The sequence below is a fragment of the Bradyrhizobium sp. USDA 4452 genome (genome assembly GCF_054063575.1).
Map to the genome: position 1 here is coordinate 7429383 of NZ_JBSSGK010000001.1, position 13132 is coordinate 7442514.

Sequence of the window (13132 nt, forward strand, 5' to 3'; positions counted from 1 at the left end):
GCGGCGAGGCTAGGCGCGGAGGCGCCCGTCGTACGTGAGCTGGGTCACGCAGTGCGGGTGGTCAGTGGGAGAGGGATGCGCCGCGCGCCCGCGTCGGGCCTACGAGAAGAACGCGATCTTCTCGGCCTGGCTCATGCGGCGGATCGGCGCGAGCGGATCGTTGGCTGCGACGTTCGGCTTCTTCAGGAGGCCGCTGGCGATGATGGTCGAGCCGAGTGAGACTTCCGCCACGGGAGCTGGAGCCTCGACGGTGGTCGGGAGAGGCGGTGGTGCGGCCGCCGGCGCCGCGTCGATCAGAGCTGCAGCCATCGGCTGGGGCTCGACCTTGACCTCGACCGTCGGCTCGGGCGGCGGTGCAGGCTCGGGCTGAATGGCCGGCGCATCCATTTCGGGCTCGGCCGCCATCGCCTCGGCGACGCGCAGCTCCTCGGCGACGCGCAGCTCCTCGGCGGCGCGCATTTCGTCGGCGATCGCTTCTTCGTCGATCGGATCGGGCGCGCCCATCTCCATCGCGATGAGGTCGAGCACCGCTTCGTCCTGGGCGTCAGCGGCCGCCTCGGTGACACGCGCGAGTTCTGCGGCCTCGGCTTCGGCCAGCGCGGCCTCCGCCCTGAGCCATGCTTCGTTCGGCTCCGGCATGGCGGCCGCGGCAACCTCAACACTCGGCGTTGCGGCAGGCTTCGTGGCTTCGTCGGGCAGCGCTGCAGCGGCCTCTTGAGACGGAGCCGGTGGCGCAGCGGCGACAGTCGCGTCGGGCGCAGCGCTCTCGGCCACCGGCGGCGGGGAGGGCGCAGCAGCGGACGCTTCTGCAACCGGTGCTTCGGCAGCAGCAGGTTCAGCCGCTTGTGTCGTCTGCTTGTCCGGATCGAATTCGCCGAGCCGTCGGGCCAGCGCCGCGAAGGCGGCGTCCAGCACGGCCTTGGCGTCCTTCATCGAGACCTCGGCGGCGCCGGCTTCGATCGCGCTGGCCTGCGAATCGATGATGTCGCAGATCCGGCCGTCATTGCCGATCTCGCGCAGCCGCCAGGAGATTTCCCTGATCACCCGCACGCCCTTGCGCACCGGCGCGAGGTTCTGATCGAAGCTGATGCTGTCGAGCGCCGCGCTGGCGGAGGCCTGGGCGGCCTCGATCGCGCCGCGCAGGGCGCCCAGCGCCTGCGCCAGCTGCTCGTCCCTGATCGCCCCTGCGGCGGCCTGGCGCTGCGCGCTGAGGCTTTCCTCGATCCGCGCCACGGCGTCGAGCACCATGCTTGTATCGGCATTGCGGTTGCGCTTGGCGTATTCGCCGAGGAACCAGCGGCCCCGCGAGGTCTCCATGAAGGCCGCGCTGATCGCGGCATAGTCCTCCTCGCTCGGCAGGGCCGCGCGGGCGGATATCGGCGACAGGGCGAATGCTTCTTCGGCCATCACAATCTCTCCGCGCAAATCACTGCGCGTTGGGTTAACGATCACCACGATATCGCGCGAATCGCAATTGAATTGATGTCTTCCGAATCACAAATCCCCATCGCAGCAAAAGTTGGGTCGCGGCGATTCGCGCGCAGCCTCGCGGCATTCTATGCCACGACGTTCGGGATGACCGGGGTCCATTTGCCGTTCTTCACGGTGTGGCTGAAGGCGATCGGGGTCGATGCCACCTGGATCGGCTTCATCACCGCGGTGCCGCCGGTGACGCGCTTCACCGTGCTGCCGCTGGTCACGGCCACGGCGGAGCGGCGCCAGATGCTGCGCGGTGCGATGATCACCACGGGATTCGCGACCGCGGTGGGCTTTGCCGTGATCGGCACCCAGCACCAGCCGTTGGTGCTGCTCGCGGTCTATGCGCTGACCTGCTGCGTCTGGACGCCGATGGTGCCGCTCACCGACGCCTACGCGCTGCGCGGCGTCAGGCAATTCGGCCTGAGCTATGGACCGTTGCGGCTGTGGGGCTCGGCGGCCTTCGCGGTTTGCGCGCTGATCAGCGGGTTCCTGCTGCGCTATGTCGCGGAGGTCGATCTGATCTGGATCATCACCGCCGTGACCGTGCTCGGCGCCTTGGTCGGGCTGACCTTGCGGCCGCTGGGCCGGCCGGCGGCAGCTCATGCGCCGACCGCGGGCGCGCCAAAACTGCTGCGCGATCCCAGCTTCCTCGCGATCATCGTGTCCTCGGCGCTGATCCAGGGCAGCCATGGCGCCTATTACATCTTCGCATCCATCGCCTGGCAGCAGGCCGGTTTCAGCGGCCTGACCATCGCGGCCCTCTGGGTGCTCGGCGTGATCGCCGAGATCGTGCTGTTCGCGGCCTCGCCGCGCTTCACGCTGCCGTCGGCTGTGCTGGTGATGATCGCGGCCGCCAGCGCCGTGGCGCGCTGGGCGATCACCGCGCAGGATCCGCCGCTTGCAGTGCTTGCGGTGGTCCAGCTCGGACACGGCTTAAGCTTCGGCCTGACCCAGGTCGGCATCATGGGGCTGATGGTGCATCACGTGCCGCCTCATGTGATGGCGCGCGCGCAGGGTTATCTCACCGCCTGCGGCGGCATCGTCGCGAGCAGCACGGCGATCGTCAGCGGCATGGTCTATGCGCGCTTCGGGCTCGGCGTCTACGACATGATGGCGGCGATGGCGGCGACCGGCGGGCTGGTGATGTGGCTGGCGCGCAAACGACTAACCGACTAAAGCGCGATGCGATTAGGTTGAATCGTCACGCGCTTTAGCTTTTTGACTGAGCATGATCTTTTCGGAAAACCGCTTCGCACTTTTCCGGATCATGCTCTAGCCCCAGAGTGCGGCGTCGGGCGGATAGACCAGGCTGCCCTCGTAGCGCAGGCCCTCGTCGCGGTCCCTGGCCAGCAGCAGCGGGCCGTCGAGATCGACGAAGCGCGCGGCCTGCGCGATCAGCATCGCCGGCGCCATCGACAGCGAGGTCGCGACCATGCAGCCGATCATGATCTCGAAGCCGAGCGCGCGGGCGGCATCCGCCATCGCCAGCGCTTCGGTCAGCCCGCCGGTCTTGTCGAGCTTGATGTTGACGGCGTCGTAGCGGCCGCGCAGGCCTTCGAGCGAGGCGCGGTCATGCACGCTTTCGTCGGCGCAGACCGCAACCGGGCGCTTGATCCGCGCCAGCGCCTCGTCCTTGCCGGCCGGCAGCGGCTGCTCGATCAGCGTGACGCCGGCATCGGCGCAGGCTGCGAGATTGGCGGCGAGGTTGGCCTCGGTCCAGGCTTCGTTGGCATCGACGATCAGTTCGGTGGCCGGCGCGGCCCTGCGCACGGCGGCGATCCGCGCGGCGTCGCCATCGCCGCCGAGCTTGACCTTGAGCAGCGCGCGATGGCCGGCCTTCGCGGCGGCCTCCGCCATCGCCTCTGATGTTCCGAGCGAGATCGTATAGGCGGTGGTGCGCGGCTCCGGCGCAGGCCGGCCGAGCAGGTTCCAGATCCGCCTGCCGGCGCGTTTGGCCTCAAGGTCCGCCAGCGCGCAATCCAGCGCATTGCGGGCGGCACCGGCGGGCATGCGGGCCTGCAGGGCGATCCGGTCCGTGCCATGGGCGAGCGGCTCCTGCATCGCCTGTATCGCCTGCAGCGTCGCCTCGGGCGTTTCGCCATAGCGCGGGTAGGGCACGCATTCGCCGCGGCCAATGAGGCCGCCCTGGCTCACCTCGGCGACCACGACGACAGCCTCGGTCTTGGCGCCGCGGCTGATCGTAAAGGTTCCGGCGATCGGCCAGCGCTCGATCCGGCTGTTCAGGGAAACAGCTCCTTGCGGGGTGGAAGTCATTTTAAAGTCTACTATTTCCTGAAGCCTAGCTTGCGGCGCGCAACCAACTATGGCTGGTTAGCGGCAGATTCGACAAGCCGATCCGGCATCGCCGGAAATCTGAGTGAGCGGCGGCCAGCCGGCTTGAGGGGTAGGCATAAGGTGAGCGGCGACCCGACACTGGAGCGGATAGCCCAAGGCGAAGGACTGGCGTTGTGCGCGGCGGGCAACTGGACGGCCCGCTTTGCCCCTGCGCTCGAGCGGATCGTCTCCGACGCCGAGAAGCTGCGCGGCAGCCGGCCGCACATCTTCATCGACGTGTCGCAGGTCGCGAGCCTCGACACGTTCGGCGCCTGGCTGATCGAGCGGCTGCGCCGCAGCCTCAGCGATGCCAGCGCCGAGGCGGAGATCGCGGGCCTTTCGGCCAATTATTCCAGCCTGGTCGACGAGGTCCGCCGCGTCGGCCCCGCGCCCAAGGCCGCGAGCGAATCGCTGCTGATATCGGGCATGCTCGAGCAGATCGGGCGCACCGTGGCCGGAATCGGCGGCACCGTCATCGGCCTCGTCGACATGCTCGGTGCGGTGCTGGCCGCGGCGGCCAAGGTGCTGATCCATCCGCGCAGCTTCCGCTTCACCTCGACGGTGCATCACCTCGAGCAGGTCTGCTTGCGCGCGGTGCCGATCGTGGTGCTGATCACCTTCCTGATCGGCTGCATCATCTCGCAGCAGGGCATCTTCCATTTCCGCAGGTTCGGCGCCGACATCTTCGTAGTCGACATGCTCGGCGTACTGGTGTTGCGCGAGATCGGCGTGCTGCTGGTCGCGATCATGGTCGCGGGCCGTTCCGGCTCGGCCTATACCGCCGAGCTCGGCTCGATGAAGATGCGCGAGGAGATCGACGCGCTGCGCACCATGGGCTTCGATCCGATCGAGGTCCTGATCCTGCCGCGCATGCTGGCGCTGGTGCTGGCGCTGCCGATCCTGGCCTTTCTCGGCGCGATGGCCGCGCTCTATGGCGGTGGCCTGGTGGCCTGGCTCTATGGCGGCGTCGATCCGGAAGCCTTCCTGCTTCGCCTTCGTGATGCCATGTCGATCGACCATTTCATCGTCGGCATGGTCAAGGCGCCTGTCATGGCGGCGGTGATCGGCATCGTCGCCTGCGTCGAGGGGCTGGCGGTGCAGGGCTCGGCGGAGTCGCTCGGCCAGCACACCACCGCATCGGTGGTGAAGGGAATCTTCTTCGTGATCGTGATGGACGGCGTGTTCGCGATCTTCTTCGCCTCGATCGGGATGTGATCATGGCCGAGCAGGACGACGCCATCATCCGGGTCCGCGACGTCACCGTTCAATTCGGCTCCACCCGCGTGCTCGACGGCCTCGACCTCGACGTCAAGCGTGGCGAGATCCTCGGCTTCGTCGGCCCGTCGGGCGCCGGCAAGTCGGTGCTGACGCGCACCATCATCGGCCTCGTGCCGAAGGTCTCGGGCCGCATCGAGGTGTTCGGCGTCGATCTCGATGCCGCGAACTCGTCGCAGCGCCGCGCCGTCGAGCGGCGCTGGGGCATCCTGTTCCAGCAGGGCGCGCTATTCTCCTCGCTCACGGTGCGCCAGAACATCCAGTTTCCGGCGCGCGAATACCTGCGCGTCTCGCAGCGACTGCTCGACGAGATCATGGTGGCGAAGCTCGTGATGGTCGGCCTCAAGCCCGAAGTGGCCGATCGCTATCCGTCGGAATTGTCCGGCGGCATGATCAAGCGTGTCGCGCTGGCGCGCGCACTCGCGCTCGATCCGGAGCTCGTGTTTCTCGACGAGCCGACCTCGGGCCTCGATCCGATCGGCGCCGGCGATTTCGACGAGTTGGTACGCACCCTGCAGCGCACTTTGGGGCTGACCGTTTTCATGGTAACCCACGACCTCGACAGTCTTTACACCGCGTGCGACCGGATCGCCGTTTTAGGGAACGGTAAGATCATTGCTGCAGGATCGATCGCCGACATGAAGGCATCGCAGCATCCATGGCTGCAGCAATATTTCAACGGCAAGCGCGCCCGTGCCGTTGTGGCCTAGCCCATGATCCCGAAATCTGGAGCCGATTTTCGGACGAGATCATGCGCCAACAGGAAATTCGACGGGCTCGAACGCAGCCTGGCTGCGCGCGGGCCCAAGAGTTATGAACGCGAGTAGGTGATGGAAACGCGGGCGAACTACGTCTTGATCGGGGCTTTCACGCTGGCGGTGATCGCCGCGGCGTTCGGCTTCGTGCTGTGGTTCCAGAGCCTGCACACCACCAAGCAGCGCAGTCCTCTGCGGGTGATCTTCGAGGGGCCGGCGTCCGGCCTGCGCAACGGCGGCAATGTCAATTTTAACGGTATCCGGATAGGGGAGGTCGTGTCGGTCAAGCTCGACAATCCGAGGCGCGTGGTCGCGCTGGCGATGATCGAGAACAACGCACCGCTGCGCAAGGACACCCTGGTCGGCCTCGAATTCCAGGGCCTGACCGGGGTCGCCGCGATCTCGCTGAAGGGCGGCGAGGAGGCCGCCCCGCCGGTGCCGCTGGACGAGGACGGCATCCCGGTTCTGACCGCCGACCCGAACGCGCTGCAGGACGTCACCGAGGCGATCCGCGCCACCCTGCAGAACGTCAACCGCATCGTCGCCGACAATCAGCAGTCGGTGAAGAATTCGCTGAAGAATCTCGAAGTCTTCACCCAGGCCTTGGCGCGCAATTCCGAGAAGATCGACAACGTCATGCTCAAGGTCGACGGCGTGATGGGCAAGGCCGACAATCTGATGCTGGGCCTCAATGCGATCGCCGGCGGCAACAACGGCAGCGAGCTGAACCTGATGGTGAAGTCGATCCGCGAGCTCGCCGACAACATCGACAAGCGCACCAATCTCCTGATCAATGACGGCCGCCGGACGCTCGCCGACATCAGCCGCGCCGTGAACAATTTCGACCGCAACCCGAGCCGGGTGATCTTCGGCGGCAGCAACAACGCCGCGCCCGAGCCCGCGCCGGCGCCCGCCGCAGCACCAACCGGGCCGCGGCGCCGGCAATGATGGGCGGCGAATGGTGAGTGGCGAATAGCGAATAGGGTTCGCTGTCGGACACATCCGTCATTGCGAGGAGCGCAGCGACGAAGCAATCCATTGCTCCCGCAAGCGGCGAATTGGATTGCTTCGCTCCGCTCGCAATGACGGTGGCGGTCGCGGTGCGTCGACACGTCGTTCGCGGATCCATTCACGCGAACCCAAGCAAAAACGGAGGCCGTTGGGCCTCCGTTTCCACTCACTATTCGCTATCAGCCATTCGCCAGCTTTACCCCAGCCGTCCCGCCGCGTGGGCGAGCAGGGTGTAGACCAGCCCGGTCTCCGAGGTCAGGTGGCCAGCCAGCTCCTGCTGGCCGCGGCCTTCGCGGGCGACTTCGTCGAGCAGGCGCTCGAACTCCGCGATGTAGCGGTCGACCGTCTGCTTGAAGCCGCGGTCGGCGCGGTACTTGCGGGCCACTTCATCGAAGGCCTTCTGGCCGGCCGGCGTGTAGAGGCGCTTGGAGAACGCCTTGTTCTCGCCGCGCTGGTAGCGATCCCACATCTCGGCCGCGAGGGTGCGGTCCATCAGCCGGCCGATGTCGAGCGACAGCGATTCCAGCGGATTGGCGGCCGGCTGCGGTTGCTGCGGACGCGGGCGCTGTTGGGCATCGCGGCCCTGCGGGGCAGGCGGCGGCGCGTCGCTGCGGTTGAGCAGGTCGGACAGCCAGCCGTCGCCGTTGTTGGGGCTGACCGGGCTGACCGACGGAGCCTCGGTGCGGCGCGAGGTCGCCATGCCGAGGTCAGGCGGCGGCAGGGTCGAGGCGCTGTTGCCGTTGTCCCGCACGCTGTCGCGCATGCGCACGTCGCCGCGGCCGCCGGCGGCAGCCATGATCGGCTCCTCGTGGCGGACGCTGGCGCGGCTGGTCGAAACCACGTCGAGCCCGCGGCCGTGATGGGCGACGATGCGGTTCAGCTCGGCGAGCGCCTCGATCTGGTCGACGATCACCTTGCGCATCTGCGCGGTGTTCTCTGCGGCCTCCTGCGGCATTTCCAGCACGCCGCGGCGCAGCTCGTTGCGGGTGGCCTCGAGCTCGCTGTGCATCTCGCTCGCCATCTGCTTCATCGCCGCGACCATCGCGGAGAACTTCTCCGTCGATTCCCTGAACATCGCATCGGTCTCGGCGTTGCTCTGCTGGTAGAGGTCGTTCATGGCGTCGACGGTCTGCTGACGCTCGTTCTCGGCGGCCAGGCGCACCGCCTCGAACTGCTTGCTGATCGCAGCCGAACCGGCACCCGCGGTTTCCGCCACCACGCGCGCGATGTCGCGGGCGCGTTCTTCGGCCGCGCTGAGCGATTCATCGAGCAGCCCGGTGAAGCGCGACAGCCGCTGGTCGAGATCGGTGGTGCGCAGGTCGATGGTGGTGACAAGCGATTCCAGCTCCGACTTGCGTTCGCTGACGGAGGTCGTGGTCGAACGGTTGGCCTGTTCGACCACGGCAGCCGCCTCGATCAGCGCCTTGCCATGGGTCTCGAACTGGCTCGACAGCGCGCTGAGATCTTCCAGCGCCTTGCCGGTCTTGCTGTTGAACACCGAGAGCTGGTCTTCCAGCGTCTGGGTCGCCACGCCGTTGCGCGAGGTGACGTCGTTCATGGCGGACACGAAGTCGGCGACGCGGGTCACCAGCGCGCGCTCCAGCGAGTTGAGGTTGTCGTGGGCGCCGGTCAGCACTTCCTGCAGCAGGATGTTGCCCTCGCGCAGCCGCTCGAACAGCGCGACCGTATCGGTGCGCAGGATCTTGCTGGTCTCCTGCATCTCCGTGACGGCCGAGATCGAGACCTGGCGCGACTGGTCGATCGCCGCGCGCGAGGCCTGCTCGAGCTCCTTGAGCGACTTCGCTACCGCGCCGGTCGCCTGGTCGCCGGCCGAGGTGATGTTGCGTGCGACATCGCTGCCGTGCGCCGCCATCGACTGCGAGAAGGCGAGGCCACGGGTTTCGATCGCCTTCAGCGCATCCGCGGTGGCGCGATCCATGTCGTTCGACAGCTGCGTGGTCTTGGCGGTCAATGCCTCGACCAGCGAGCCGCGGCGGCCGTCGACCATCTGCGACAGCCGCTCGGTCTGCTGCTGCACATAGGTGACGATCTCGTCGGTCTTGCTGGTCATCGCCGAGCCGAATGCGCTGGACGCGGACAGCACCGAGCGCTCGATGTCGGCGGAGGTCGTCTTGACCTTGGTCGAGACCTCGTTGGACATGTTGACAAGTGCGGCCTGGGCGTTCTGCGCAGAGGTCTGGATGTTGTCGGTGGTCTTGGCCGTGACCGAGCCCAGCGCGCGCTCGATGTCGGTCGAGAGCGTGCGGATCTGGGCGGCGGCATCGGCGGAGGTCGCCGCAAACGAGCTCTGGGCCTCGCGGGCGCTGCTCAGGATGGTCTGTGCGGTCTCCGCGCTGGCGGTGGTCAGCGAGCGCTCGATCTCGACGGAGATCGCGCGGATCTGGGTTGCGGCCTCGTTGGAGGTCGCCACGAACGAGTTCTGGGCATCGCGGGCACTGCCGAGGATCGACTGCGCGGTGTTGGTGCCGACCGACGTCAGGGTGCGCTCGACATCGGCTGCCAGTGACTTGACGTGGTTGGCTGCTTCCGTCGACGCCGTGACGAGGGTGTTCTGCGCCTCGCGAGCGCCGGCCGTCAGCACCTCGATGGTGCCGGAACCGGCCATCGACAGCGCGCGCTGGATATCGGCGGCAAGCGCCGTCACCTTGGTCGCAGACTCGGTCGAGGCGTTGACCAGCATGCTCTGGGCTTCGCGCGCGCCCGACGTGATCGATTCCGCAGTGGCGGAGCCGGCCATCGACAGCGAGCGCTCCATGTCGGCCGCAAGGGTGCGGACCAGATCGGCGGCCTCGGTGGAGGCACCGGCCAGCGTGCTCTGGGCCTCGCGGGCGGAGGCGACGATGGCTTCCGCGGTGGCGGAGCCGGCCATCGACAGCGAGCGCTCGATGTCGGCCGACAGGGTGCGGACCAGGTTGGTGGCGTCGGTCGACGCGCCGGCCAGCGTGCTCTGGGCCTCGCGGGCGGAAGCGACGACGGCCTCCGCGGTCGCGGTGCCGGCAGTCGAGAGCGAGTGCTGGATGTCGGCCGCGAGCGTGCGGACGAGGTTGGTGGCCTCGGTCGATGCGCCAGCCAGCGTGCTCTGGGCTTCGCGGGCGGAGGCGACCACGGCTTCCGCGGTCGCGGAACCGGCCATCGACAGCGAGCGCTCGACGTCGCTGGCGAGCGACTTGACCTGGCCGGTGACGTCGGCCGACGTCGCGATCAGCGTGGTCTGGGCCTCGCGGGCGCCGGTCATGATCGCTTCGGCGGCGGCAGAGCCGGACATCGACAGCGATTGCTCGACGTCGGCGGCCAGCGACTTGACCTGGCTGGCGGCTTCGGCCGAGGCCGAGACCAGCGTGGTCTGGGCGTCGCGGGCGCCCGACAGCACCGAGGCTGCGGTGGCGCTGCCGGCGGCCTGCAGCGTGCGCTCGACGTCCTCCGACAGCGCCTTGATCTGCGAGGCGACGTCGCCGGATGCGGAGACCAGCGAGACCTGGGCGTCGCGGGCACTGGTGAGGATCGAGTTGGCGGCGCTGGTGCCGACGGCCGTCAGCACGCCCTCGACCTCGGCCGAGCTCAGCTTGAGCTGGTTGCCGACATCCGCGGACACGGTGAGCAGCGCCTGCTGCGCGGTGCGCGCGCCGGTCTGGATGGTTTCGCTGGTGTTGACCACGAGATTGGTCAGCGAACGCTCGGCGTCCTCGACATGGGACTTGATGCTCGACGACAGCAGCTCGGCGCGGGACATCAGGTCCTCGCTCGCCTGGCGGCCGCTGCTCTCGATGCGGCCGGCAACGGCCTCGACGCGCGAGCCCAAGAGGTCCTCGAACTGCGCGACGCGGGTGTCGATGTCACCGGCGATGACGCCGACGCGGCTCTCGATGCCCTGCTGGATGTCGGCGAAGCGCGCCGAGATGGTGTCGGTGAGATTCGAGCTGTGGCCGCTGATGGTCTCGACGAGGCGGCTGTTGTGACCGTTGATGGTGTCGGCGAGGCGGGTGCTGTGGCCGTTGATGGTGTCGACCAGGCGGACGCTGTGGCCGTCGATCGTCTCGGTGACGCCGTTGATGCGATGGTCGATCGCGGCGATCGCCTGCACGGTGCCCTCGGTCAGGGTAGTGGTGAGCAGGCCGAGGCGCGAGTCGATCGAGTGGATCGCCTGGGTGGCGCCTTCGGTCAGCTGGGTCGCTAGCGTGCCGAGATGGCCGTCGATGGTATCGGTGACCGACTTGGCGCGGCTCTCGAAGGTGACTTCGAGCGTCCGCATGCGGCCGTCGATCGCGTCGTCCAGCGACTGCAGGCGGCCGTCGAACGAGCCGATCTTGCTGGCGAGCGATGAGTCGAACGAAGACAGCTTGTCGGTCAGCGAGGCGTCGAGACTGGTGACGCGGCTGCCGAGCGTGGTCTCGAACTGCAGCAGGCGCTGGTCGAGCGAAGCGGTGATCTCGCCGCTATTGGCGGTGACGCGATTGTCGAAGGTGTCGACATAGGTCTTCAGGCTGTCGGCGATGTCCTGGGTCCGCTGGCCCATGCGCTCGACGATGTCGCCGCCGAAGGTCTTCACGGTGCGGTCGAATTCCGAGATGTGGCGGGTGAGCAGCGCGCCGAGCGTGCCGGAGTCGCGGGCGAATTTCTCGGCGAGCTCGCTGCCGTGGTTCTTCACCAGGTCGTCGAACGCGCTCATCTGCAACGATAGCGAATCGTGCGCGGTCTCGGTCTGGCCCACCACCTTGGCGACCAGCGAATTGACGGTGACGTCGAGCGCCTCGCTCGCCCGGTCGCCGGAGGTCATGATCTGGCCGGCGAGGCGGTTGCCGGCGTCGTCGATCTTGCTGACGAGGTCGTTACTGCGCAGCTCGAGCTCGAGCAGCAGCGAGTCCGCGGAGTTCTTCAGGGAGTCGTGGACTTCCTCGGTGCGGTCGGAGATGCCGTCGACGATCGCGGACGAACGCTGCTCGAACTCGCCGGTGATGCGGTCGATGCGCTCGTTCAGCATCTCGTGGACGCGATCGGCCAGATCGACGAACTCGTCATGGACGTGGCCGGTCTTGAAGTTGAGGCTGGTGGTGAGCCGCTCGGAGGCGTCCATCACCGCGCGCGTGGTCTCGGCGCTGGCTTCCTCGAGGCGGTCGAGCAGGTCGCCGCCGCGCTCGCCGAGCGCGAGGATCATGTTGTCGCCGGCATGGCTCAGCGCGGTCGTGATGTGCTGGCCGCGCTCTTCCAGCGCGCCGGTGATGCTCTTGGCGACCTCGTCGACGCGCGAGGCGATCGCGTCCGAGATCAGCGCGATGTCGTGGCGCAGGTCGATCTGCACGCCGGAGATCGCGCTGCGCACCTGCTCGGCCTGGCCGACCAGGTTGTCGCGCTGGTGGGCGATGTCCTGCAGCAGTGCGCGGATGCGCACTTCATTGTCGGAATAGGCGCGCTCCAGCGCCGCCACCTCGTTGGCAACCAGGGTCTCGAGTTCGCCGGCACGCGCGATCGCGCGTTCGACGCCGTCGCCCATCGCCGCGACCTCGCGGCGGATCGCCTGGCCGACCGTCACCATGGAATCGGCGGCGGCGTTTTCCGGCTCGGAGAATCGCATCGCGACCTGCGCCATCGATTGCGCGATCATCTGCATGCGCTGGCCGTGCGAGGCGAGGCTGGCGAGATAATAGAACAGCAGCACCGGAACGGCGAACAGCGCGGCGAGGCCGGCGAGCACCAGGACGCCGGTGCCCTGGGCCATCGAAGCCTGCAGCGCCGGCCAGAACGCGATGGTGAGAATGACGCCGCCGAGCAGCCAGGCGCCGGAGCAGACGAAGAACAGCGTGAAAGCGTTGCGGGCGCGGCCTCCCTGCAGCGTCTGCAGCATCTGGCCGATGGTCTCGCGATCGTCATTGGCGGCGCGGCGCGGCGCACGCGGCTCCTCGATCGGCTCGAACACCGAACGATCGCTGTTCGGACGGGGTTCGAACGATGCGGCGGAAAAATCCGGAGCTTGTGGCGGCAGGTTCGGCGGCGCGGCGCCGTCGTTGAGGGGGCTGCGGTTCTCGGCGCCTTGTTCGCTGATGTTGAGGGCTTCCTGGATGGCAGAAAGCGCGACTTCTGTGGGATCTTTGACCTTCTTGGGAGTGTTCGCCATGTTCAGTCTGAGCCCTCTCACTAATTTACGCGTCGGCGAGCTTGCGATTGTCCCCGCGCAAGCTCGAAGCCGGTGCCCACAAGCGGAGCACAAGCGGCCCCCTCCGGCGGCTTGTCCGCTACATCCGCAAACATCCTATTGGGAGAGC

7 protein-coding genes are annotated in these 13132 nt (G+C 67.7%); 4 read left to right on the forward strand and 3 right to left on the reverse strand.

Annotation, left to right across the window (positions count from 1 at the left end):
• Positions 1 to 99: 99 nt before the first annotated feature.
• Positions 100 to 1407 (reverse strand): hypothetical protein, encoded by a 1308-nt coding sequence (locus ACVISU_RS34900; RefSeq protein ID WP_456709968.1) that lies wholly within the window; start codon positions 1405 to 1407, stop codon positions 100 to 102.
• A 75-nt stretch (positions 1408 to 1482) separates the two neighbouring features.
• Between ACVISU_RS34900 and ACVISU_RS34905 the strand changes: the two genes are divergently transcribed.
• The gene (locus ACVISU_RS34905) at positions 1483 to 2655 is read left to right on the forward strand and encodes an MFS transporter (RefSeq protein WP_456709969.1); all 1173 of its coding nucleotides are present in this window, start codon (positions 1483 to 1485) and stop codon (positions 2653 to 2655) included.
• Positions 2656 to 2751: 96 nt separating this feature from the next.
• Here the strand turns inward: ACVISU_RS34905 and dgcA are convergent, their stop codons facing one another.
• Complete coding sequence (dgcA, locus tag ACVISU_RS34910) at positions 2752 to 3753, reverse strand: N-acetyl-D-Glu racemase DgcA (protein WP_456709970.1); 1002 nt, start codon at positions 3751 to 3753, stop codon at positions 2752 to 2754.
• Positions 3754 to 3894: 141 nt separating this feature from the next.
• Here dgcA and ACVISU_RS34915 point away from each other — a divergent pair, with 141 nt between their 5' ends.
• From ACVISU_RS34915 to ACVISU_RS34925, 3 genes are all read left to right on the forward strand, one after another.
• Positions 3895 to 5028 (forward strand): MlaE family ABC transporter permease, encoded by a 1134-nt coding sequence (locus tag ACVISU_RS34915; protein WP_456709971.1) that lies wholly within the window; start codon positions 3895 to 3897, stop codon positions 5026 to 5028.
• 2 nt (positions 5029 to 5030) lie between these two features.
• On the forward strand, positions 5031 to 5798 hold the full coding sequence (locus ACVISU_RS34920) for an ABC transporter ATP-binding protein (protein ID WP_456709972.1): 768 nt from the start codon (positions 5031 to 5033) through the stop codon (positions 5796 to 5798).
• 120 nt (positions 5799 to 5918) lie between these two features.
• Positions 5919 to 6791, forward strand: coding sequence for an MlaD family protein (locus ACVISU_RS34925; protein WP_456709973.1), 873 nt, complete (start codon positions 5919 to 5921; stop codon positions 6789 to 6791).
• 259 nt (positions 6792 to 7050) lie between these two features.
• On the opposite strand, the gene ACVISU_RS34930 is transcribed toward ACVISU_RS34925, so the two are convergent.
• On the reverse strand, positions 7051 to 12984 hold the full coding sequence (locus ACVISU_RS34930) for an apolipoprotein A-IV repeat region-like domain-containing protein (protein ID WP_456709974.1): 5934 nt from the start codon (positions 12982 to 12984) through the stop codon (positions 7051 to 7053).
• Between the last annotated feature and the right edge of the window lie 148 nt (positions 12985 to 13132).

Excerpts from the sequence above, each read along its gene's own strand:
- ACVISU_RS34900 (WP_456709968.1), bottom strand. The coding sequence starts at position 1,407 with ATGGCCGAAGAAGCATTCGCCCTGTCGCCGATATCCGCCCGCGCGGCC.
- ACVISU_RS34905 (WP_456709969.1), top strand. The coding sequence starts at position 1,483 with ATGTCTTCCGAATCACAAATCCCCATCGCAGCAAAAGTTGGGTCGCGG.
- dgcA (WP_456709970.1), bottom strand. The coding sequence starts at position 3,753 with ATGACTTCCACCCCGCAAGGAGCTGTTTCCCTGAACAGCCGGATCGAG.
- ACVISU_RS34920 (WP_456709972.1), top strand. The coding sequence starts at position 5,031 with ATGGCCGAGCAGGACGACGCCATCATCCGGGTCCGCGACGTCACCGTT.
- ACVISU_RS34925 (WP_456709973.1), top strand. The coding sequence starts at position 5,919 with ATGGAAACGCGGGCGAACTACGTCTTGATCGGGGCTTTCACGCTGGCG.
- ACVISU_RS34930 (WP_456709974.1), bottom strand. The coding sequence starts at position 12,984 with ATGGCGAACACTCCCAAGAAGGTCAAAGATCCCACAGAAGTCGCGCTT.